We start from the raw sequence: 22,572 nt of genomic DNA on the forward strand, positions 1-22,572 counted from the left end.
ATGCGACGCTATACCAAACATCTTTTCCTGCCCTTGCTGCTGCTTGGCCTGTGGCTGCTGCTGAACGACTCGCTCTCGGCCGGTTACGTGGTGCTGGGCCTGTTCCTGGCTATCGCCCTGAGCTTGGCAGCCATTCCATTTCGTCCGGTTAAGGCCAGCATCCGCCACCCCTTTCTGGCCTTGAAACTGATTTGCCAAGTGGCCTGGGACATTGTGCTGTCCAATATTGCCGTTGGCCATCTGGTTCTGAAAGGCAGCAAAGCACCTCGTCCGGGCTTTCTGGCCATCCCGTTGCAACTGACTGACCCACATGGTCTGGCAGCCTTGGCGTGCATCATTACCTACACCCCAGGTACTGTCTGGTCCGGCTTCGATTACGAGACCCGTGTCCTGACTTTGCACATTCTGGATCTGCAAGACGAACAGGTCTGGTTAGACACTATTCAGAAGCGCTACCAAGGACCGCTACTGGAGATTTTCCAATGATAGACATTGTTTACTGGGCCTGTCAGTTTGCCCTGGGCTGCTTTGTCCTGGGCATGGGCTGCGCCGTCATCCGCCTGCTTAAAGGCCCCTCTGCCGCCGACCGCGTGCTGGCGCTGGACACCATGTACATCAACGGTATGCTGGCCTTGCTGGCCCTGGGCATCCGTTTTGACTCTACCCTGTACTTTGATATCGCCTTGCTGATTGCCCTGTTTGGTTTTGTAGGCTCGGCAGCCATGGCGAAATTCCTGCTGCGTGCCGAGGTGATCGAGCCATGAATACGCCTTTACTACCTTGGTGGCTGGCTGTCCCGGTTGCCCTTTTGCTGGTCCTTAGCGGCATCGTGGCCCTGGTCGGTTCGGCTGGCTTGCTGCGCTTCAAACACTTTTATTCACGCATCCATGCCCCCACCATGGGGAACACGCTGGGTACGTTTTTCATGGTGCTGGCCGTCGCCATCAGCGCCAGCCACTTGATGAGCCGTCCCATTCTGCATCCGCTCATCCTGAGTGTGCTCTTGATCATTACCTCGCCGGTCACCGCCATCTTTCTGATGCGCGCTGCCATCAAACGCGAGCATCGCCAACGTCTGGCCGAATATGGCCCGGACGAGCCAGGCTATCTGGACATGCCACATAAAGCGCCTCTGCCCAAAGATTTGGCTCAACCACCAACCAGCGACAAGACCTAAGTCAAGCAGTGAGGGTTTAGACAAGTTTTATTACCCTCACTTGCAACTGCTCCACTTATACTAGTAAGTGTTTACTGCGTATCGGGAATTGCCCCATACGCAGTCGCTTTTGGGGCTTTGCGGCCTGCTACTCATACCTGCTCGTAACAGTGCTCGCCAAGCCGGTGATTCCCTTAGCAAGTAAAGGAGTGAGATCGATGAGTCTACTTACACGCCCATCCCGAATTCTGAGTGCCGGCCTGCTCAGCCTGGGTTTGCTGTCCTCTGCTGCCTGGGCTCAAACCCCGTCCCAAGACTACCGACACGACATCCAGCGCTGTGAGCAATTCAAAGGAGACCAGCGCACCACTTGCCGTCGCGAAGCCGGTGCCGCGCTGCAAGCCGAGCGCCATCACAAACTGGACAAACGCGATCACAATCTGGATGCCAACCGGCAAGCGCGCTGCCATCGCTTACCCGCTGACCGCCAGCAAGACTGCCTGAAATCCATGACCGGCCAGGACACAACGGTACGCGGTAGCGTGGAAGGCGGCGGTATCCTTCGCGAAACCACGACTGTGGTGCCTGCTCAGTAAGGCAAATCGCTATCCTTACAAAAAAACAGCGCCTTTATCAGGCGCTGTTTTTTTGACCTTGCTCCCTACTACTGCGTCTGGGTCAAATCATCCCTGTATGTTTCAGGGCTACGCCATGTTGCCCACAAAGTGATCACAGCCAACACCAGCACCATCACGGCCACGCCCCAATAGTGCCCTTGGCTAGCTAATAGCCATGTCGCCAACATAGGTGCCAGACCACCGCCCACCCCGGCAGCTACCTGGCAGCCTAAAGATGCACCGCTATAACGTACTTTGGTACCGAACAACTCCGGCAAATAAGCAGCCTGAGGGCCGTACATCGGACCATGGCCAAAAACCATGCATGCCGCAATCGCTCCGATGATCAGTGTTGGGTCACGCGTTTCCAGACAGAGAAACAAAGGATAGACCGCAAGTAACACGAAGCAAGACCCGAAATAGTACAAAGCCTTACGCCCCACCTTGTCAGACAGGTAGCCAAAAAGGGGAATAAAGCCGATTTCCAGCACGGCCCCAAGAAGCACCCCATCCAGAATCAAGCCCTTGGGTAGATTCAAGGCGTTAGTCCCGTAGACAATCACAAAGACCGTCAGGATATACACCCAGGCAACTTCACATACTTTCAGTCCAATGCTGAGGCAAAGATTCAGGCGATGCTTGGTCAGAATTTGCCAGAGAGGCGCCTTGTCTGTTTTTACCTCCGAACCGGCTTTTTCGCCCTCCTCCTGACTGACCTGAAAGACAGGGGACTCAACCACCTGCAAACGGATATAAAAACCCAAGGCAACCAGCACCACACTCAGCAGGAACGGCACTCGCCATCCCCAACTCAGAAACTCGGCTTCCGGCAAACGACTTAGCCAGGCCAGAATGCCAGTCGATGCCAGCATACCCAGCGGGAAACCCACCTGTACCAGACTACCGTAAAACCCCCGTCGATCTCGGGGAGCGTGCTCAATGACCATTAGCGCTGCCCCTCCCCACTCCCCACCAATACCGAAGCCCTGAATAATACGCAGCAAAATCAAGGCAATAGGAGCCCAGATCCCAATCTGTTCATAGGTAGGTAGCAAGCCAATCGCAAATGTGCCTCCCCCCATTAAGAACATGGTCAACATCAGCATGGATTTACGACCAACTCGATCACCAAAATGCCCAAACACCACGCCACCCAAAGGGCGGGCAATAAAACCGACTGCGAACGAACCCAGCGCGGCCAAGGTCCCCATCAGCGGGTCCAAGCCAGGAAAAAAGATCTTGTTAAATACCAATGCAGCCGCCGTGCCATACAACAAAAAGTCGTATCACTCTACCGTCGTGCCAATCACGCTGGCCATCACGACACGCCGCATGGATCTTTCCTCCTCCAGCGCTTGCCGCTCCTGAGTGGCAGAGTCCCCCAGACTTTCCGCCTTAACTGAAATGCTCATTCTTGTCTCCTGATTATCAGGCCCGACTATCGATCCGGGCCTCCTATGGATGTGCCCGCAGATACCACATACGGTGGGCAAATACTGACAGGAAACTTTTTAAGCTTAAATTAGGGTTTATAAGTAAACTTATTCTTATTTTTATACTAAAAGTTGACTAATAAGAAACTTTTTACTAGATTACGACTACCGACCCACATGGGCGGCCCAACCAAGGAGACATCATGAATACAGAAACCAACGTCACGGAACAAGCTGAAAGCAATCACTATGCCCAACGTCTCAAAGGGAAGCTGGAACCTACCCAAGGCGGCTCCGTCTATGTAGATCCCGAATCCATGGAATGGCAACCTTCACAATTCGAAAAAATCTCGATGAAAGTTCTTTATCGTAACGATGCCGAAGGTGAGATGACAGTGCTTCTCAAGTGGGAGCCTGGTGCTGTCTTGCCTTTTCACCGCCACCCGGAAATTGAACAAAGCTACGTCTTGCAAGGCTCGTTCTACGACCACGACGGTATTTGTCGAGCTGGTCAATATGTCTGGCGTCATCCCGGCTCTTTACACGAAACACGCTCTGACGAGGGGTGCATTTTGCTGGCGGTCTATCGCAAACCGAATGTGTTCTTTGGCACAGCGGGTTTCCAAGCCGCCTAAGCGGCCTGTCGCTACGCGAGGCGCAAGACGCCTCGCACTGCAAGGAGCAACCATGACCTGCGTCGTCACCGACCCCTGCATCAACTGCCAATACGGCGAGTGCCTGGAGGTATGTCCTGCCGATGCCTTCCATCGCGGCCCGAACTTCATGGTCATCAATCCGCAAAGCTGCATCAATTGCACGCTGTGCATTCTGGCCTGTCCGGTGGAGGCTATTCGCTCAGACTATGAGTTAAGCCCCGAGTCTCGGCACTACATCCCACTTAATGCCGAACTGGCACAAAGCTGGCCAATCGCTTTCAGTGGACCACCCGCCCATCCAGACGCGCACTTTTGGTCAACGCAAACCAACAAGCTCGCCTTGCTGCAACGCTGAGAAAGCCACTGCGCACCTTCGCACTCATACGGTATGATTCAAGCTAGGTTGCTCGCGTTACACCCGCTGGCTACCAAACTGTTTTCATTGCCCGCAGATACGGCCTCACCCAGTGGGGCCGTATCTTCCTTCATACCGTTCAGACGTGGAATCAGGCGTGACCGAGGAACTTAGCTCTCTTAGCCCTAATAGCGACAAGCCCGAACAAGAAGAGGCAGCCGTCTGTAAACGGCTGCGTGAACTGCGGCGTGAACATCGCCTGACCCTGGATACCTTGGCCGAACGCTCCGGCTTTACCAAGGGGTATTTATCCAAAATCGAAAATGGCAACAAAGCCCCGCCCATCGGAACCTTAGCTCGCATTGCACGAGCCATGGGAGTGGACTTAAGCGCCTTCTTTGTCGATCCGGACCAAGACAATCAAACCATGCCGCTAAGCCAGGACTCACCTGTGTCTGTTGTACACAGTTGGGAGCGTAAACCAGTCAGCCGAGGGGGGAGCGAGTACGGCTACGACTATGTCAGCCTTGCACATAAAAAAGCTAACCGCAACATGGATCCGTTCATGTTCACCTTTCCCCAACACACTGATCCGCAAGTGTTTTTTGAACATGCCGGCGAAGAATTCGTCTACCTGTTGACTGGTATGGTCGAATTCGAATTCAAAATACATGGGCAATTAGCCAAAGTCAGGCTTGAAGCGGGCGATAGCATGTACTTTGAGTCCAACACGCCCCACCGAGGCCGAGCGCTGGATGGCGATGCCCAAGCATTGGTCGTGATTATCGAACCACCGAGCGACGAATAAAAAACCAGACCAGACGCTCAAGTTGCCAAAAAGGAAACTTTTGAATATTATTAGGAAACTTTTGCGGAGGTTTCCTTATGCATATTGGCATCATCTTGTACGAAGACGTAGAGCCTATTGAGGTTGGTATTTTAGGCACCTTGTCGATGGCAAAACGTCTGGCTCCAGAGCTGCAGTACCACACCCTTTCCGAAACCGGCGGAACGATACGATTACGCAACGGTTTGCATCTGGAGACGGAATACAGCTTTGCACAAGCACCGGCCGCCGATATCACCATCATCACCGGCGGTCCAGGATGGCGAACACAAGCCAATAACCCCGTACTATTAAATTTTCTACGTCAACGCCATGCTCGTGGGGATGTCATGGTTAGCGTCTGCACAGGGGCACTGCTGCTGGCCAGCGCTCGACTACTGGATGGCCGTACTGCGACCAGCAAAGCTGCCTATGCAGCGCCAGAGACCTCTCCTCTGAGCACATTGTCCGAAATGACCGTGGACTGCTCTGTACGCGAGGCCCTGCTGGTTGACGAAGGAGACATCATCACTGGCGGTGGGGTCAGCCTATGCGTAGACCTGACGCTCTACTTGCTGGAGCGGTTCCTGGGACCAGAACTGGCTGAGCGTACGGCCTACATCATGGAATACAGTGCCGCCCGAGCCGCCAATCAAGCACGTTTACCCAGCCTAATAAAACCTCTCCACGCCTAAGACCAAACCTCACAGCCTGTTGCCCTTTACTGAACAACAGGCGCTGCAGCTACAGCTCCACCTGTATCCCCATCTCCACCACGCGATTAGGCGGGATCTTGAAAAAGCGCGTGCTACGGCTGGCATTACGCGCCATGAATGCAAACAAGCGACGACGCCAGCCCAAGTACCAGGGCTGACGGGATTGAATCATCACCGTCTGACGCGACAGGAAGTAGGATGTCTGCATAGGCTCCAGATTCAGCTCCGGGTGCTCCAGCGCGATCTGCTCCAGCAATTGCGGCACATTGGGCTCTTGCTTGAAGCCCCAGGAAGCCACCGCCTGCCAGCTGCCTCGGCTTAAACGTTGCAGGCTATAGCGCTCCCCAAAAGGAACGTAAGGCACACCGGCACTGGTTACGGTCAAGAACAGGACCTGTTCATGCAGGACTTTATTGTGTTTCAGGTTATGCAATAAGGCCGGAGGGACCGAGTCGGGAATGGTGCTCATGAACACCGCCGTCCCTGGTACACGGGTGGGAGCGTACTCCTCCAGGCTCAGCAAAAACTCTTTTAGCGGCTGCTTGTTTTCCAGCAGACGTTCGTGCAAAGCGGCTCGTCCCTGACGCCAGGTCAGCATCAAGCCCAGCAGCACACCCCCCACCAGCAAAGGCAGCCAACCGCCTTCCAGAATCTTGAGCGCATTGGCCGAGAACAACAATATGTCCAGAATCAGGAAAACACCCAGGAGCCCCAGCCAGGCCCAGCGCTTGATTCCGCTAGCGCGGCGCGGCAGCAATACCAGAGCCAGCAAACTGGTCATCAGCATAGTACCCGTAACTGCAAAGCCATAAGCATGGGCCAGGCGATCCGAGGAGCCAAAGCTCAGGACCAGAATCATCACCGCCACGCATAGCAGCAAGTTCACACGCGGCAAGTAAATCTGCCCTTCTTCTTTGGCTGAAGTATGTTGAATCACCATACGCGGCCAGAAGCCAAGCTGCACCGCCTGGCGAGTTACAGAAAACGCCCCGGATATCACGGACTGGGAGGCAATCACCGTTGCAACCGTTGCCAACATCACCATGGGCACCAAGGCCCAGTTGGGAGCCAGGAAGAAGAACGGATTACGAATGGCGGCCGGATCGGAAATCAACAATGCCCCTTGGCCGAAATAACACAGGACCAGGCAGGGCATGACAATCATGAACCAGGCTTTGCGAATTAAAGGACGGCCAAAATGGCCCATATCGGCGTACAAGGCCTCGGCCCCCGTCAAGGCCAGGACCAAGGCCCCCAAAAGCAAAAAGGTTTGCCAGGGAGCCTCAGCAATAAAAGCCACGGCCCACCGTGGGTCCAGGGCCATCAAAACTTGGGGATGCTCAATAACACGCCATAGACCCAAGCCACCCAGCACCAGAAACCAGGTCAACATAATGGGGCCGAACAACTTACCCATGGTGCCCGTGCCATGGGACTGGATCAGAAACAAGGCCAGCAAGACGCCCAGGGCCAAAGGTACAACCCAAGGGTCCAGCACGTGAGACACCATCCCTATGCCTTCCAACGCCGACATCACGGAGATGGCCGGGGTAATGATGCTGTCCCCATAAAACAAGGCAGCACCAATCAGCCCCAGCACCACAATAATCTGCCGACGTGGTCCCTGAATGCCGCGTGCCGCCAATTCCATCAGGGCCAGCGTGCCACCCTCGCCTTTATTGTCCAGACGCAACACCACTGTGACGTACTTGATGGAGACCACCAGAGTCAGCAGCCAGAACAGCAAGGACAGCACACCATAGACCTGTTCAGCACCAGGCTGTCCGTAGGCGCTCAAGGCCACTTTCATGGTGTAGAGCGGGCTGGTTCCAATATCGCCATACACCACGCCTAAAGCGCCCATTAGCAAGGCGGCCTGAGCCGCTTTTTTGGGGTTTTCTGTTGCTGTGTTCAAGGCTTAGTTTCCAATCAAAGTGTCGTGCCGGGTCAGACGCGCACCAATACGCGGACCGGGAAAAACAATGGTGATGCGAGTGCCTGGAAAATCAGGACGGCTCATCAAGCTCCACCAGGCGCCATGCGCACGGGCAATTTCCTGCACAATGGCCAAACCCAAGCCGGAGCCTCCTGCTTGTGTGCCGGGGGAGCGATAAAACGCTTCAAATACCCGCTGCTGCTCGCTGGATTCAATGCCCGGCCCGTGATCTTCCACCGATAAGGAGGGTGGATTACTGGCCACCCGCAAGACGATGCGATCTGTTCCTTGCCCGTAGCGCAAGGCGTTATCCATCAGATTGGACAATAACTCCCGTAGGAGCACGGGGGCAGCATCAATCCAGACCGGCTTTTCAGGTGCCAGCAAATGGATTTCCACACCATGCTGACGCGCCTGCAAGAACCAGTCACCGCCCTCCTCGCGCGCCCATTCACACAAGTCCAGACGCACAAAGCTGTCTTTAATATTGGTGTCCGCATCAGTACGTGCCAGCACCAACAACTGCTGGCCCAGACGAATCATGCGGTCCGAGACACTTTTGATGCGCTCGGCCCGTTGGCGGATATCTTCTGGCAAAGGCCTTGCCAGCATCAGCTCGGACTCCAACTGCAAGCCCGTCAAGGGTGTGCGCAACTGATGCGCAGCGTGACCAATAAAACGCTTTTGCGCCTGCAGCGTATCACGCTGACGTTCCAGCAATTCGTTAAAGTGCTCCACCAGCGGCACTATTTCAGCAGGCAAGGCGCTGGCATCCAAGCGCTCGAAGTCGTCATCGGAGCGGTTGCGGATTTGTTGTGACAAATCATCAATGGACGCCAGCTGCGAGCGAATCCCCGACAGCAGCACCCAAGCAATCAGACTGACCAGCAAGACCTGACTGAGCGCCATGGTCCAGAAAATATCGCGCAGCAGCCAGTCTTCCAGGCTCATGCGGCGCGTCAGTATCCAGGTAACGCTCAAGTCGAGCACCACCAGAATGGAAATCGGGGGAAACAGACGGCCCATCAGTTTGCGGGCCAAAGAACCGGGAGCAAGAAAGCGCTCCAGCCAGCCTCGCAACAAGGAGGTTTTTACCGCTGGAGAAAGATGCTGATCGGGCATGGTTGACCTAAGGTTTCAGGCAGCGGGCACGGGCTGCCGTTATGCTCCGGCCACGCTCTCCACATCGAGCAAATAGCCAAAGCCGCGCACAGTCTGTATGACAGCCCCGGTGCCTTCCAGGCGCTTGCGCAAACGATACACGTAGACTTCGACCGCATTGTCGCTGAAATCGGCATCCCAGGCAGACAAGGAGTTGATAATTTGCTGCTTGGTGACCACACGGCCCGCGCGCATCATCAGCATTTCCAGTACGGACAGCTCGCGCACCGACAAGGTCACACGTTGACCGGCACAGCGCAGCTCGCGGCCAATGGTATCAAAGCTCAAGGGGCCCACATCAATAATGGGCTGTACCTGACCACTGCGGCGGCGGCCAAAAACACGCACGCGGGCGGCCAGCTCGGACAGGTCAAAAGGTTTGATCAGGTAGTCGTCAGCACCGGCATCCAGGCCGCCGACGCGATCATCCACACCATCACGCGCAGTCAGAATCAGAACGGGAATGGCGTTGCCCTGCTGGCGCAATTGGCGCAGCACATCCAGGCCACTGATGCCGGGCAAGTTCAAGTCCAGGAGCAGAAGATCGTAGACCTGGGCGGCCAACTCCTTCAAGGCACTTTCGCCTTCCTGGAGCCAGTCAACAGCGTAGCCCTGATCGTTGAGAAATTCCTGCAGTGCGGCGCCCAGTATGGCGTCGTCTTCGATAACTAGTACACGCATTCGGGGGATTTTATTACGAAACTGGCCCCTCGCGTTGCAGATGCAAAGCGAGGGGCCAGAAAAAACAACACGAAGAAGAACCTGGAATTACAGAGCAGGTTTAGGCTCGACGGCCTTCTGGTCGGCGACGGCGCCTTCCTTGGCTTCGCCCTCGTCACCCGCTGCCTTGGTCGTCGGACCTGGGCGGGTGATGAAACCCAGACGGGTCAGGCCGGAAGCCTTGGAGCGGCTCATGACCTGGGCCAGGGTTTCGTAGCGAGTATCGGTATCGGCACGGATACGCAATTCAGGCTGAGGCTGATCCTTGGAATAAGGGGCCAGCGTGGCGGTCAGATCTTCCAGCGCCACCGGCTGCTCGTTCACGAAGATCTGCCCTTCTGCGTCAATCGCCAGATCAATCGTCTTGGGATCTTGCTGGACTGGTTCAGACGTCGCCTGGGGCAGCTGAATCTTGATGGAGTGCGACAGCAGCGGAGCAGTGATCAGAAAGATCACCAGCAACACCAGCATGACGTCGATCAGCGGCACCATATTGATTTCGGACAGCGCGGAGCCCGAATTGCGATTATCAAAGCTGCCAAAAGCCATGATTAGTGCTCCCGCTTGGCAGCCGCTGCCGAGCTCGATGCTGCACCACCGCCCGAGCTAGGGACACGACGCAGAACAGGTTGGTTATCTTGCACAGGCTGGCCTGTGGTCAGGAAAGTAAACAGGTCGTGAGCAAACGCGTCCAGCTGGGACAGGTAAACGCGGTTGGTGCGCACAAACGCGTTGTAAGCCAACACGGCAGGAATAGCCACGGCCAGACCCAGACCGGTCATCACCAGGGCTTCACCCACAGGACCGGCGATCTTGTTCAGGGTTACGCCATCGGACAGACCGATATTGATCAGGGCGTGGTACACACCCCAAACCGTACCGAACAGACCCACAAACGGAGCGGTAGAACCCACCGAAGCCAGCAGCGTCAGGCCATTTTCCAGCTTGGCCGTTTCTTCGTCCATGACTTTACGCATGATGCGCGAGACAAAGGCATCGGTAGAGCCTTTCTCTTCCAGACGCATGGCGCCGTATTTCACATGGTGTTTTTGAGCGTGGATAGCGTGGCTGGCCAAGTGACTGAACGGATCGCGGGCACCGTGGGTGGCGATCTCGTTTTCAACCTGCTCCAGAGAACTGGCGGACCAGAATTCACGCATGAAACCTTGCGAGCGACGCTTCAGGCGGAAGGACAGCACACCCTTGACGATGATCAGGTACCAACTGGCAACCGACATCAAGGCCAGAATGACGAACAAGGTCTTGCCGACCACATCACTTTGCTGGATAAAGTGCAGCACCCCGGTCGCTTCCTCAGCGGCAGCAACACTGGCGGCAGCCTGATCTGCAACAGGCCCTGCAACTTGTGCCAGGCTTACCCATACGCTTTGAAATAGTTCCTGCATCATTGATATATCCTAGTAAACAAAGTCGAAAGGAATATCGGCCATGGCACGATAGGCCACACCATTTTCCGTATACGGTTTGAAACGCGCTGTGCGTACTGCTTTCAGTGCCGACTCATCCAGACGTTCATAGCCTGAGGAGCTTTGCACTTTGGCTTCCAGCACGGTTCCTTGGGTTGAAATCACTACACGAACCACCACGCGGCCCTGCTCACGACGGCGCTCGGAAGCCCGGGGGTACACCGGCACAGGACGACGTCCCAAATAATCCACACGACCAATCAGCTTGGGCCGATCACCATCCGTAGAACGGGCGGCAGTTTGGGAGGACGTATTGTCCGTAGCTGGACCTGCTTGAGCGGCAGGAGCGGCTGGTTGAGCAGGCTGCGGTGTTTCTGCCGGTGGAACCTCGGGCTTGGGCTGTGGCTTGGGCTTAGGTTTCGGCTTGGGTTTTGGTTTGGGCTTGGGCGGCTCGGGAATCGGAGGTTTTTCCACGATAGGCTCTGGCTCGGGTTCCGGCTCAACAACCGGTTCTGGCTCGGGCTCGGGGTCCGGTTCCACCTCGGGTTCGGGCTCAGGTTCCGGCTCGGCCACCACCTCTTCAGGAGGGGCACTGACCTGCTCTTGCTGAACCGGGGACTCCGACACTTCCACCAAAGTCACCCCAACAACATCCATGGGGGCGGGTTCACCCACAATCTTGGGGGTTTCCGTCCACAAGATGGTAGCCACGACACCCACGTGCAATCCCAGTGCCAATGCCAAACCAGTTGCCTTCAAGGCCAGCATCGAGCGATTATTCTTTTGAGAAGCAATTCCGGTCATAATCCGTTCTACACATTCTGCAACCCGCATGGACCATGACGGGACCGGACAGGATGCCCAGTGAAGTATCGCATCTTAACAGAAACAGGAATGATTCTCAATACTAAATTCCTGTAATATTTCCTGCTCCAATCCGCCCTGCAAAAAACCTCCAGATACTAACGCAGACAGGCTGACCTAGGGTCAGCCTGTTGCGAATAATTTGCAAAAAATCAGGACAATCGCGCTTCGGTTTGAGACTCGATAGGGAAAGCGCTGAACTTGCGTGGCAAGGCCAAAGCCCGCTCACCCGGCCGCAAGCCCAGCTGCGACCAACGCTGATGATCGAACTCGGCTTCCCAAGCACGCTCGCCCTCGTTCAAGGCCAGTTCAACCCGTACTGTCGCCCCCAAGGGAATAATGCGCTGCACGGCCACGACGATGCCCTGGCCATCCAATTGGCGCTGTAAATCCAGGTCATGCGGGCGCACATAGCCTACTGCTTGCCCCTGACCCGCATCCTGAGCATTCAAGGCCTGATTGGACTCGAATTGTCCCAACTGAGGATCAGCCACAAAGCGTCCGTGCTGGAACTGACCCGGCAAGCGATTCGCCGCCCCCAGGAACTCATACACAAAAGGACTGGCAGGGTGGTTATAGACATCCTGCGGGGCGCCTTCCTGCTCAACCCGGCCTTTATTGAGCACCACAATACGATCAGCCACTTCAATGGCCTCTTCCTGGTCGTGCGTCACAAACAAGGTACTGATATGGAGGTCATCATGCAGACGACGCAGCCAGGAACGCAGTTCCTTGCGCACCTTGGCATCCAAGGCACCAAAAGGCTCGTCCAGCAACAAGACACCCGGTTCCACCGCCAAGGCACGTGCCAGAGCAATACGCTGCCGCTGGCCACCCGACAAGGCCGCCGGGTAGCGATCGGCCAACCAATCCAGCTGCACCAGCTCCAACAGCTCGTGCACACGCTGACGAATCTGGGCTTCGGGCAAGCGCTGCTTGCGTGGCTTGATGCGCAGACCAAAGGCGACGTTTTCAAACACCGTCATGTGGCGGAACAAGGCATAGTGCTGGAACACAAAACCCACCTGGCGATCACGCGTGCCCACAGCAGCCACATCCTTGCCGTTGATCAGCACCTGACCCGCATCCGCATGTTCCAGGCCAGCCACGATACGCAGCAAGGTCGTCTTGCCGCAGCCCGACGGCCCCAGCAAAGCCACCAGCTCGCCCGCTGGGAAATCCAATGTCACATCACCCAGTGCCGTAAACGCACCAAACTGTTTAGATAGATGACGAACTTCGATACTCATAATGAACTCCGAATGCGATCATCCACGATGACCGTCTTGAACCATTTTGCGCTCGGCCCACAATTTAAGCGCCAACGTCAGTAAAGCCAAGACCGCCAGCACCGAAGCCGCCGCAAAAGCGCCCACCGTGTGATAGTCGTTGTACTCAATCTCTACATGCAAGGGCAGCGTGTTGGTCTGGCCCCGTATATGGCCCGAGAGCACCGACACCGCCCCAAACTCGCCCATGGCACGGGCATTGCACAGAATCACGCCATACAGCAGGCCCCACTTGATCTTGGGCAGAGTCACCCGCCAGAACATCTGCCTGCCATTGGCCCCCAGCACTCGCGCAGCCTGCTCTTCCTCGCTGCCCTGCATTTGCATCAGCGGAATCAGCTCACGCGCCACAAAGGGGAAAGTGACAAACAAAGTCGCCAAAACCAAACCGGGCAAGGCAAATACGATACGAATGTTATTAGCGTCCAGCCAATCCCAAAATGGGCCTTGGCGACCAAAAATCAGTAAAAACATCAAACCGGCAATGACAGGTGATACCGAGAACGGCAGGTCGATCAGCGTCGTCAGAATGCTTTTGCCACGGAACTCAAAACGCGCAATCGCCCAGGAGGCGGCCAGACCAAACGCGATATTCAAAGGCACGGCAATCACGGCAACCAGAACTGTCAGGCTGGCGGCATGCAAGGTATCGCTCTCGCTCAAGGCGGACAGATACGGCATGATGCCCCGGCTAAAAGCCGTCATGAAGACCAGGATCAAAGGCAGGAGCAAGAACAGCACAAAGAACAGCAAGGCAATGCCAATCAATAAGGCTTTGACGGCCGGACCTTCTTCCTGCGCCGCCCGCAAGCGCGCCGTATGTACCGGCACCGCCTGCACAGAGGAGTCCATCGTCAGGCTGCTCATCGTGCGCCCTCCAAAGTCAAAGGCGCTGCCACCTTGGCTGCCTTGCCACTAGCCTGGCCCGAATGACGCGACTGCAAGTACCACTGCAAGCGATTGATCGCCAGCAAGATAATGAAGGACAGCACCATCATCAAAACGGCCAGCGCCGAGGCTCCGGCATAGTCAAACTGCTCCAGCTTGATCACGATCAGCAAGGGTGTAATTTCCGAAACCATAGGGACATTACCGGCAATGAAAATCACGGAACCGTACTCACCCACCGCACGGGCAAAAGCCAGCGCTACGCCCGTCAAGCAGGCGGGCAAGATAGCGGGCAGAATCACCTTGGTGACCGTCTGGAAGCGATCGGCCCCCAGGCAAGCACTGACCTCCTCCTGCTCCTGTTCCAGCTCTTCCAGAACCGGCTGCACGGTACGCACAACAAAGGGCAGTCCAATAAAAACCAGGGCGATCAGCACACCCCAAGGGGTAAAGGCAATCTGCCCAACATAAGGTTCAGCCCAGGAACCGATCCAGCCCGTGGGCGCATAAATCGCCGCCAAGGAAATTCCGGCCACCGACGTTGGCAAGGCAAAGGGCAGATCAATCAAGGCATCCACAATTCGACGACCCGGAAAGCGGTAACGCACCAGGACCCAGGCCAGAATCAAGCCAAATACACCATTGATCAACGCCGCCAAAGCGGCCATCCCAAAGGTCAGTTTCAAGGAAGCCAAGACGCGCGCAGCACTGATGGTTTCCCAAAAGGCCGACCAACCCATGGAGGTGGTCTTGAGCAAAACAGCAGACAAGGGGATCAGAACAATCAGGCTCAAATAGCTGATGGACAAACCCATGGTCAAGCCAAAGCCTGGCAAAGCCCGCTGCTTGCGAGCAGCGGGCAGAAATCCCCAAAGACGAGCCTGTGACATCGAACGGTCCTCGGTGATAGTGGTGTTACTTGCTCAAGTAGATGCTGTCGAACACGCCACCATCCGCAAAGTGCTTGGCCTGAACCTGAGTCCAACCGCCCAGCTCATCGTCAACCTTGTACAGTTTCAACGCCGGGAACTGATCGCGGTACTTGGCGGCCACCGACTCCAGGCGAGGACGGTAAAAATGACGGGCGGCAATTTCCTGACCTTCCGGGCTATACAGATATTCCAGATAGGCCTGAGCCACTTTTTCCGTGCCATGCTTGGCGGCATTGGCATCTACCAGCGCCACGGGCGGCTCGGCCAGAATGCTGCTGGAAGGCACCACAATATCGAAGCGATCGGGCCCCAGATCCTTGACGGACAAGAGCGCCTCGTTCTCCCAAGCAATCAATACATCGCCAATGCCCCGCTCCACAAAGGTTGTGGTCGATCCACGCGCACCGGAATCCAGCACGCTGACGTTGCGATACAGCTTGGCCACAAAGTCACGGGCCTGCGCTTCATCCCCATTGCCTTGCTTCAAGGCGTACAACCAGGCCGCCAGATAGTTCCAACGTGCCCCCGCCGACGTTTTAGGATTGGGCGTAACCACCTTTACATCAGAGCGAATCAAGTCGTTCCAGTCGTGAATCCCCTTGGGATTACCCTTGCGCACCAGCAAGACAATCGTGGAGGTGTAAGGCGTACTGTTGTCCGGCAGGCGAGCCTGCCAGCCTTTGTCCAGCAAACCGGACTGAGCGATCTGATCAATATCGGATGAAATACCCAGCGTCACCACATCAGCGGGCACGCCATCAATCACGGTACGGGCCTGCTTGCTGGAACCACCGTGGGAACTACGGATGACTACACTGTCACCCGTTTGCTCTTTGTAATGCGCCTGGAAAGCCTTGTTGAATTCAGCGTACAGTTCACGCGTTGGGTCATACGAAACATTCAGAATGCTGACCTCGGCTGCAACAGCCGTTGCCGCCGCCAGCACCAACGCCAGCAAAGCCCCTGCCCGAACGCCCTTCCACTTCTGTTGAATCCGCTTCATTTCCCATCCCCTAGAAACCATTTCCAAGCAATGAGAACGAGTCTAGCAAGGGTGTTACACCCGGCTAAATACCGATTCTTTGGTTAGATATAGCGGGGAGATGGAGGGGACCGAAACGGCTGCCAGATCCAGAATGCTCAGAGTACGGGAATCAGCTTGGCAACTGCCCTTTTTCCAACACCAGCTCCCACATCGCTTTTTGCTTTATATATTTGTGCGATGTCATGTGCTGGACAGAAATCCGGCGCCATTCGGCCCCAAATAACTGCTCTACGCTGGCCTGATCAAAGAAACGCTTGCAATTGCCTTGGTCGCGATAGAAGTTGGCTTCAATCAGCTCGCCCTGCCCGGCACCGAAATTCACATCCTCAGTGGAGTTCAGACGACATAAAAACAAAGCACCAGGCCGCAAGCTATTCCAGATTCTGCGCACAATGACCTGGGTTTCATCCCATGGAAAATAATGCAGGGACAAGCTGGCCAGGACCAGCTCAAGATTATTCGCCGCCTCCGGCCAGGGACCTCGCGTATCCCTGCACTCAATCAAAGCCTCGGGAGCGCGCTGCTGCGCGATTGCCACACATTCGGGTGAGAGGTCAAAAGCCATCACCTTCAATCCTGCCTGGGTCAAGGTCAACGTATCGTCACCAAAACCACAGCCTATCTCTAGTACCGGCGAAGAAATTTCACGTTGAGCGATCAAGGGTAACCAGCGATCAAGCCAAGGGTCCGAATACATAAACACGTTTCTCGTACAACAAGGGGAAAAATCAGGTCGCTGGGACGTCAAGTTCACGGACCAGTAAAGTCAGGACAATCGCCGCCAACAGGCACTCGCCTACATTGAACCAAAGGTGCCAGGGCTTGGACTTGTCACTATTGCCCAATGCGTAACGTATCCCTCTGTAATTGATCCAACCCAGGCACACGACCAGCACAGGCCACAAGATCCATAGCGGCGGGAAAAACAAAAGAAACATAAAGGCCAGCCATGCCAGAATCAAGGTGGCAAGAGGAGACAGGCAAGAGAGTAGTTTGCTCATGAAGACCCGAGGACCGCATATCGACAAGGTGTAGTGTTACCTGAATAGCCACTACGCTCAAGACGGGGCCGCTGTTGCTATTATCGCTGCCTTGCCTGTGCTTTGCCTTTGCCTGGCAGCAGTTCAAACGGGAGAGGCATGACAAATTGCAGGAATAAGCCTGTGTCGCCACTCCCCGTATTTCAGCTTCTCACGCGGAACGCTCGAATCAAGATCATCGGCGTGGCACCTGCATCAGTTCCTTGCCCTCCTCGTCATAGACAAGGACCGCCTTATCTTCAACCGTAAAGTCCATCAAGTCACGACCAGCCACAACCGGACCTTGATAGGTAGTACGTGTACGCTCCAGCAAGACTTGCTCGGGAATATTGGCACCACCCTCAGGCGAATAAAACACGATGTGCGTATAGACTCCCAGCCTTGGCTTGCTCTCTGAAAAGACCTGCCCAACCTGCTCCGGCGTCGCAAAATGCTTGAGCGTTTCATTCAAGATGGGACGGACTTTCAAAAAGGCTGGATCAATCAAGGCCACGGAATGCACAAACACATCTGCATTGGCGGCAGCAGCAAGCAAGCGCTTGTCATACATCGCATCCCCGGAGATCGCTACCTTCTTGTCGTCGTACTCCACAATAAAGCCGAAAGCGGGAATTAGTTCACCACCGTGATCAACCTCCACCGCCGTCACGGTCACCCCATTCTTGCTGTAGACCACCCCGCCCTTTTCAAACTCCTGGGTCACAAAGGTCACACCCTCCACCGGCAGACCCTGATCCTCCACACGGATACGAATATCCTCGTCATAGGCTTTGGGCAGGTAATCCGTCATGGTCTTGCTTCCCTTGGGGCCATAGATCTGCAAAGGCAATGTCCGGCCTGGCCAGGGTCGGCCAAACCAGCCCGTCAGCCATAAGTCCGGCAAACCTACGGTGTGATCCGAATGCAAGTGCGTGAAGAAATGCGCAGTTATGGAATTGGGCGCAACGCCTTTCTGAAACAGCCGCGTCGCCACCCCGCGACCCGTATCAAACAATAGGGTTTCTTCGCCCGCCTGCACCAACGTTGCCGGACCTGCTCGATCTGCATAGGGCGCAGGCGTACCCGTCCCCAATAGAGTCACCTTCATACTGCCAGCCTGACTTACCGACGCGGCCCCCAGCAAAAGACCGACGCACAGCGTCTTTATCAGCATTCTCATTTCCCCTCCTTATTATTGAAGCCTAAACCACTTAGGCAATCATATGTTATTACATGCAATTTCCTATGCAGCTAGGTATTTCCCTAGGGCACCTTCGTAGAACACATGCGAGCAGTGGACAGAAGCACAATATGTCCACCTGGAGGGGATACATAAAAGAAAAAGCCGAACCCAATATTTCAAAGGGTTCGGCTTTATCGACCGACGCTACACTTGCCTATACAGGCAAGCAGGGGGTCAAACGATTTGGATCTGGGTAGCGCAAGGGCCTTTTTGACCAACGCCAGCAACGAAGGAAACGCGTTGGTTCTCCTCCAGAGATTTAAACCCAGAACCCTGAATTTCACTGTGGTGCGCGAAGAGGTCTTTACCGCCACTCTCCGGCATGATGAAGCCGAAGCCTTTTTCGTTATTGAACCACTTCACAATACCAATTTCTGTTTTCAATGTATGTCCTAATTAATCAGGGGAAAAATGTCCCTGGACACACTATGGACGCTATCCGCATATATAGATAGCACCGTTACAAACTAAGCTGCTGCTCAATGACATTCATGCAGCAACCGCCTCTGCACCTTAAGGTCAACACGCCAAGTTCCACGCTGGTTCGCCTGCCTTACCTGATGGACGCTTGCAGCGCCTCATGAGCAGGGATTACGTGGCTACGCCGTTCCGACAAGCGGCTTACCAATGCTTACATGGTTTCAGTATGCTTATATCGCAGCACAAAGGCCCGAACCTGATAGAGCAGCGTTAGTATGGATTGACCTGAAACACAAACCAAACAGGCACAAAAAAAGCACTTAGTTTTACCTAAGTGCTTGATTCGACTAGCAAAAGAAATGGTGGGTGCTGAGGGGTTCGAACCCCCGACCTACGCCTTGTAAGGGATTAGATAGTATTTATATATCAACCACTTACACATACCATCAACCTTTACACCATCCATATCATACTGACCTGCAGATTGTGGCTATGGAACGACGCCAAATAATTAAATAGATTGTCGGACTGAGTGGCGCTATACGCAGCAATCCTATGTTAACTCAATCAGCTCTCCCAGCTTGCTCCGTTGCAGCGCTGCCAAGTGCCATCCGTCGAAACCTTGTACGGAATCCCCTTTTCTTCCAGCAACTTCAGTAGGCTCTCTGCATGATGTGGTGCGATGTTTTGGTAAATCATCACCCCTGGCGACTTTGCGCTGGGGATACAAGCCTCGTTGGTGCTCGCTACAAGGGACACATACGTAGGGGTCAAATGGCCAGCGTTAATCTCAAAATGCATACCAGTCTCCATTATTATCTTTGTGATCCAAGGTCTTAGAAAAAGCCGATCTAGCTCACATCGGCACAAGGGATTATATTTCGATCGAAATAATCTTCTGGATAATTTAACAGCCCATTGGCATACTGTGGCCTCTATTTACCTATGGAGGATTCATGAGTACGTTCCAGGTTGGCGATGTGGTTCAACTGAAAAGCGGTGGCCCTGAAATGACAGTTATCGACAAGAGGCCCGATGGCAGCAAGGTAGAGTGCATGTGGTTCGTGCCCAACGATGAAGCCAGGACTCAGTCAATCCCCGCAGTCGCTCTTATGACGGTAGAGCTAGCGAATCCCTAAGTAGACCGCCCTCTGGGCGGTTTTCTGCATTTAGCGTTTGAGATAAGTCAGCAGGCAAACAAACAGTATTTATGGTCGTTTTTAATTTTATTTGACCTATGACAATGAATATATTATGCCTTCGACTTATAACCTTATGACATTAACCTTCATCTTATTGGTAGAGCGCTATGACAGAAAAGATTGTCCCCGGAAGTATTGTCATTTTGAGAAGCGGGAGCCCAAAACTGACAGTTGAAATTATAAATTCAGATAATAAAGCTGGTGTTTCCTGGTTTGCAGACGGCGAGTACCAGTTCGTCACACTCCCCATCTCAGCCTTACGGTTGGCGCAGCAGCCCGACTAAAAAACAACCGCCTTAGGGCGGTTTTTTGTGAGCGTTCCACCATCAGACTGTAGCTAGTCAGGCCTCCTCTCGCTGCATGGCCTGTAACACCTGTCAAGCGGTTAAGTGCTAAATTACTGTTTTTTTATACAGCAATTTATATGCTTACCTACCGCGAACTGAAAGCCATCCAAGAAGGCAATCGGCGCAATCAGGACGTGATGAACCTGTTGCGCGAGGTGAAACGCCTGCGCGAGTTGGCTGTACTTACCTATTCCATCCTGGGAACCATGCCTTTAAATGGGCTGGGTGAGAACATGCACCGACTGAACCCACTCTTTGAGGCACTCAAAATGGAGAACTCAGTCCAGGGGTATATGCGTGCCTCAGAACATCGAGACCGGCTCAACTTCCCTCACCGCAGCCAAGGGCGAGATGGGGACATGGCATACTACCTCAAGCGCTACAAGCAAGATCCAGCAACCAAACCTTGATGGAGAAATGCATGTGTGGACGAATCAGACAAGCCCGCGAACCAGTTGACTATATTGAGTCTATGAACTGGAACCCACACGACCTGGGAAAGCTAGCAGATGGGCTAAAGTACAACGTACCACCAGGCACACGCCCTCTGATCATGCACCAGCTCGGTGATGGCAGCGATCAGATAGATAGGCTGTTCTGGGGCTACAAACCAGAATGGTATAAACGCTCGCCCGTGATCAATGCCCGGCTGGACACAATCTTGAAAAAATCACCGATGTGGCGAAGCCTACTCGGCAAACGTGTGCTTGTGCCGGCAGACGGCTGGTTTGAGTGGACGGGCGAAACTGGCGATAAACAGCCTTGGTTTATTCATGCTAAGGACAGTGAGCCGATCTATATGGCCGCAATTACGGCTTGGCAGCCTGGCAAGGAAGATGACGTTGAACACGGCTTTGCCATCGTGACAGATGCCAGTGCGGGCGGCATGGTGGATATTCACGACCGCAGGCCAGTAGTCCTGGCACCCGAAGCCGCAAGAGAGTGGACTTCGCCAGACACAAGCGTCGAGTCAGCACTAGAACTGTTGAGCACTGCGCGGCCAGAATCTGCATTCCAGTGGCACCCAGTTACGCGGCAGATGAGCAATGTGAAATACCAAGCCCCAAACACAGACCACCCAAGCAGCTATTGACAGTACCACTTAAACGGTACATAATACAGCCATGTTATCGGAGAACGGCATGGAACTCTTTCACACAAGCCCCATCGAAATCAACGAAATCACCACTCTTGGTCGATTCGGTGAATTCCTATTCTTCTCCGAAAGTGAATATGTAATGACTGCAGGCGAGCACATTACCTACCGCATTGACCTGGACGACAGTCAGATTATTGAGGCTGGCCAACTTTTCTATCACGAAAATGCTGCCGAATTGAATGCCTTAGTTGCTGAGTTGGCAGGCCACCTCGGTATCGATGAGGATGATGCAGAGGCGCTGATTGAAGAATCCAAGTCTGTATTCGATCTGGACATTATGGAGCCCGAGGATGCTGCAGACCTGAGCTGGGACGTACAGTTGTTCACCGCTCGCGCCGCCAAAATCTTGGGCTTTCGTGGCGTTCAAGTTGAAGATGAGCAGGGTGCTGCCTACATGATCGACATGCTAGGCCAAGAAAACGACTTGGTGCGGGTATGACGAACGAGCAATTTGACGCACTGGCTGAGCTAATGAGACTGCGGCAATCGCCCAGCCGCGAAGCATTGCGGCTGGTGCTAGTCGAAGGCTCGACCCATGCTCACGCCGCTGAAAAAGCAGGAATTCCCAGACCAAACGTCACCCGACAAGCAAGCAGCGCAAAGCGGGCAATCGCACTAATTCATCGGTTCTGCGGCGATGGTTCTTAACGACTCAATCGCCCCCATTTTTTGTTTGTGGTGTAGCAAAGAAATCCCAAGAAGCAGGCGCGGCCACGGTCACCCGCCGAAAACATGCTCGGAGAAATGCCGTAAGTTACGTGCAGCCGCCAGGGAAAAAGAGCGCTATCAAAAAGTTAAGCATACTGCGCATTGGCAAAGCGTAAGAGAAGACTACGTGCGGCGGATAAAGCAGCGCCTCGCATCTGATCCCGAGTACGCAGCAATTTTCCGGGCCTACTCTAATGAACGAGTAAGAGAATGGCGTGCCAAGGTGAACGCAGACCCAGAAAAACGAGCGGCTATTCTTTCGGCGCAGCGTGTGGAGCGTGCTCAATGGAGGCAGAGACTTCTAAACACTGAAATGGCCTGGGAGGCTTATAAATTCAAGGCTCGCCGCTGGTATCATGCGTTAAGCGATGATGAGAAGGCCAAAATTTATGGCACAAGGTCACGGTAAAAGCTTTTTGCAAAGCCGCCCCCAAGTCTCCGCCTCCGTTTCCA

Annotated in this window: 29 protein-coding genes; 13 read left to right on the forward strand and 16 right to left on the reverse strand. The window is 54.5% G+C overall.

What is annotated here, in order from left to right:
* From NIZ92_RS11275 to NIZ92_RS11290, 4 genes are all read left to right on the forward strand, one after another.
* The gene (locus NIZ92_RS11275) at positions 1-486 is read left to right on the forward strand and encodes a Na+/H+ antiporter subunit E (protein WP_052159474.1); all 486 of its coding nucleotides are present in this window, start codon (positions 1-3) and stop codon (positions 484-486) included.
* Entirely contained in the window at positions 483-764 is a 282-nt protein-coding gene (locus NIZ92_RS11280; RefSeq protein WP_009461751.1) for a K+/H+ antiporter subunit F, read from the forward strand. The genes NIZ92_RS11275 and NIZ92_RS11280 overlap by 4 nt, the downstream gene beginning before the upstream one ends.
* Positions 761-1,177: a monovalent cation/H(+) antiporter subunit G gene (gene mnhG, locus NIZ92_RS11285; protein WP_254001940.1), complete on the forward strand. Its 417-nt coding sequence runs from the start codon at positions 761-763 to the stop codon at positions 1,175-1,177. Before NIZ92_RS11280 ends, mnhG begins: the two co-directional genes overlap by 4 nt.
* 197 nt (positions 1,178-1,374) lie before the next feature.
* Positions 1,375-1,752, forward strand: coding sequence for a hypothetical protein (locus NIZ92_RS11290; protein WP_035272861.1), 378 nt, complete (start codon positions 1,375-1,377; stop codon positions 1,750-1,752).
* A gap of 68 nt (positions 1,753-1,820) precedes the next feature.
* Here the strand turns inward: NIZ92_RS11290 and NIZ92_RS11295 are convergent, their stop codons facing one another.
* Positions 1,821-3,050: an MFS transporter gene (locus NIZ92_RS11295; protein ID WP_367881667.1), complete on the reverse strand. Its 1,230-nt coding sequence runs from the start codon at positions 3,048-3,050 to the stop codon at positions 1,821-1,823.
* A 9-nt stretch (positions 3,051-3,059) separates the two neighbouring features.
* The gene (locus tag NIZ92_RS19640) at positions 3,060-3,185 is read right to left on the reverse strand and encodes a hypothetical protein (protein WP_301555087.1); all 126 of its coding nucleotides are present in this window, start codon (positions 3,183-3,185) and stop codon (positions 3,060-3,062) included.
* A 224-nt stretch (positions 3,186-3,409) separates the two neighbouring features.
* Here NIZ92_RS19640 and NIZ92_RS11300 point away from each other — a divergent pair, with 224 nt between their 5' ends.
* From NIZ92_RS11300 to NIZ92_RS11315, 4 genes are all read left to right on the forward strand, one after another.
* The gene (locus tag NIZ92_RS11300) at positions 3,410-3,841 is read left to right on the forward strand and encodes a cupin domain-containing protein (protein ID WP_083053413.1); all 432 of its coding nucleotides are present in this window, start codon (positions 3,410-3,412) and stop codon (positions 3,839-3,841) included.
* 52 nt (positions 3,842-3,893) lie between these two features.
* On the forward strand, positions 3,894-4,217 hold the full coding sequence (locus tag NIZ92_RS11305; protein WP_247966719.1) for a ferredoxin family protein: 324 nt from the start codon (positions 3,894-3,896) through the stop codon (positions 4,215-4,217).
* A gap of 157 nt (positions 4,218-4,374) precedes the next feature.
* The gene (locus tag NIZ92_RS11310; protein WP_247966718.1) at positions 4,375-5,025 is read left to right on the forward strand and encodes a helix-turn-helix domain-containing protein; all 651 of its coding nucleotides are present in this window, start codon (positions 4,375-4,377) and stop codon (positions 5,023-5,025) included.
* Positions 5,026-5,102: 77 nt separating this feature from the next.
* Complete coding sequence (locus tag NIZ92_RS11315; protein ID WP_083053411.1) at positions 5,103-5,738, forward strand: DJ-1/PfpI family protein; 636 nt, start codon at positions 5,103-5,105, stop codon at positions 5,736-5,738.
* Positions 5,739-5,787: 49 nt separating this feature from the next.
* On the opposite strand, the gene NIZ92_RS11320 is transcribed toward NIZ92_RS11315, so the two are convergent.
* From NIZ92_RS11320 to NIZ92_RS11385, 14 genes are all read right to left on the reverse strand, one after another.
* Positions 5,788-7,623 carry a potassium transporter Kup gene (locus tag NIZ92_RS11320; RefSeq protein ID WP_254003216.1) on the reverse strand — a complete coding sequence of 612 codons (1,836 nt, stop codon included), beginning with the start codon at positions 7,621-7,623 and terminating at the stop codon, positions 5,788-5,790.
* A gap of 54 nt (positions 7,624-7,677) precedes the next feature.
* The gene (locus tag NIZ92_RS11325) at positions 7,678-8,817 is read right to left on the reverse strand and encodes a HAMP domain-containing sensor histidine kinase (protein WP_035272863.1); all 1,140 of its coding nucleotides are present in this window, start codon (positions 8,815-8,817) and stop codon (positions 7,678-7,680) included.
* Positions 8,818-8,856: 39 nt separating this feature from the next.
* Positions 8,857-9,537: a response regulator transcription factor gene (locus NIZ92_RS11330; protein WP_009461744.1), complete on the reverse strand. Its 681-nt coding sequence runs from the start codon at positions 9,535-9,537 to the stop codon at positions 8,857-8,859.
* A gap of 87 nt (positions 9,538-9,624) precedes the next feature.
* The gene (locus tag NIZ92_RS11335) at positions 9,625-10,125 is read right to left on the reverse strand and encodes a biopolymer transporter ExbD (RefSeq protein WP_035272865.1); all 501 of its coding nucleotides are present in this window, start codon (positions 10,123-10,125) and stop codon (positions 9,625-9,627) included.
* Between the two features lie 2 nt (positions 10,126-10,127).
* On the reverse strand, positions 10,128-10,985 hold the full coding sequence (locus tag NIZ92_RS11340) for a MotA/TolQ/ExbB proton channel family protein (protein ID WP_009461741.1): 858 nt from the start codon (positions 10,983-10,985) through the stop codon (positions 10,128-10,130).
* A gap of 9 nt (positions 10,986-10,994) precedes the next feature.
* Positions 10,995-11,807 (reverse strand): energy transducer TonB, encoded by an 813-nt coding sequence (locus NIZ92_RS11345; protein WP_021446500.1) that lies wholly within the window; start codon positions 11,805-11,807, stop codon positions 10,995-10,997.
* 212 nt (positions 11,808-12,019) lie between these two features.
* Positions 12,020-13,117 (reverse strand): sulfate/molybdate ABC transporter ATP-binding protein, encoded by a 1,098-nt coding sequence (locus NIZ92_RS11350; RefSeq protein WP_026483423.1) that lies wholly within the window; start codon positions 13,115-13,117, stop codon positions 12,020-12,022.
* Positions 13,118-13,135: 18 nt separating this feature from the next.
* Positions 13,136-14,023 carry a sulfate ABC transporter permease subunit CysW gene (gene cysW / locus NIZ92_RS11355; protein ID WP_254001942.1) on the reverse strand — a complete coding sequence of 296 codons (888 nt, stop codon included), beginning with the start codon at positions 14,021-14,023 and terminating at the stop codon, positions 13,136-13,138.
* The gene (gene cysT / locus NIZ92_RS11360) at positions 14,020-14,934 is read right to left on the reverse strand and encodes a sulfate ABC transporter permease subunit CysT (RefSeq protein ID WP_035274669.1); all 915 of its coding nucleotides are present in this window, start codon (positions 14,932-14,934) and stop codon (positions 14,020-14,022) included. Before cysT ends, cysW begins: the two co-directional genes overlap by 4 nt.
* Before the next feature lie 25 nt (positions 14,935-14,959).
* Positions 14,960-15,979, reverse strand: a complete 1,020-nt coding sequence (locus tag NIZ92_RS11365; protein ID WP_060185199.1) for a sulfate ABC transporter substrate-binding protein — start codon at positions 15,977-15,979, stop codon at positions 14,960-14,962.
* 151 nt (positions 15,980-16,130) lie between these two features.
* A complete protein-coding gene (locus tag NIZ92_RS11370) occupies positions 16,131-16,718 on the reverse strand; it encodes a class I SAM-dependent methyltransferase (RefSeq protein ID WP_254001943.1) in 588 nt (195 codons plus the stop codon).
* A 31-nt stretch (positions 16,719-16,749) separates the two neighbouring features.
* Positions 16,750-17,022: a hypothetical protein gene (locus tag NIZ92_RS11375; protein WP_247966716.1), complete on the reverse strand. Its 273-nt coding sequence runs from the start codon at positions 17,020-17,022 to the stop codon at positions 16,750-16,752.
* A gap of 214 nt (positions 17,023-17,236) precedes the next feature.
* A complete protein-coding gene (locus NIZ92_RS11380; RefSeq protein ID WP_254001944.1) occupies positions 17,237-18,220 on the reverse strand; it encodes an MBL fold metallo-hydrolase in 984 nt (327 codons plus the stop codon).
* A 237-nt stretch (positions 18,221-18,457) separates the two neighbouring features.
* Entirely contained in the window at positions 18,458-18,667 is a 210-nt protein-coding gene (locus NIZ92_RS11385) for a cold-shock protein (RefSeq protein WP_009461560.1), read from the reverse strand.
* A gap of 992 nt (positions 18,668-19,659) precedes the next feature.
* On the opposite strand from NIZ92_RS11385, the gene NIZ92_RS11390 reads away from it, so the two are divergent.
* The 5 genes from NIZ92_RS11390 (at position 19,660) to NIZ92_RS11410 (ending at position 22,528) form a co-directional block, all read left to right on the forward strand.
* Positions 19,660-19,842 (forward strand): YodC family protein, encoded by a 183-nt coding sequence (locus NIZ92_RS11390; protein WP_254001945.1) that lies wholly within the window; start codon positions 19,660-19,662, stop codon positions 19,840-19,842.
* A 487-nt stretch (positions 19,843-20,329) separates the two neighbouring features.
* Complete coding sequence (locus tag NIZ92_RS11395) at positions 20,330-20,662, forward strand: hypothetical protein (RefSeq protein WP_254001946.1); 333 nt, start codon at positions 20,330-20,332, stop codon at positions 20,660-20,662.
* An 11-nt stretch (positions 20,663-20,673) separates the two neighbouring features.
* Positions 20,674-21,345, forward strand: a complete 672-nt coding sequence (locus tag NIZ92_RS11400) for an SOS response-associated peptidase (protein ID WP_254001947.1) — start codon at positions 20,674-20,676, stop codon at positions 21,343-21,345.
* Positions 21,346-21,394: 49 nt separating this feature from the next.
* A complete protein-coding gene (locus NIZ92_RS11405; RefSeq protein ID WP_254001948.1) occupies positions 21,395-21,850 on the forward strand; it encodes a hypothetical protein in 456 nt (151 codons plus the stop codon).
* Positions 21,851-22,048: 198 nt separating this feature from the next.
* A complete protein-coding gene (locus NIZ92_RS11410) occupies positions 22,049-22,528 on the forward strand; it encodes a hypothetical protein (RefSeq protein ID WP_254001949.1) in 480 nt (159 codons plus the stop codon).
* The last annotated feature ends 44 nt before the right edge of the window (positions 22,529-22,572 follow it).

This window comes from Alcaligenes sp. 1735tsa3 (genome assembly GCF_024134565.1).
GTDB lineage: Bacteria > Pseudomonadota > Gammaproteobacteria > Burkholderiales > Burkholderiaceae_B > Alcaligenes > Alcaligenes phenolicus.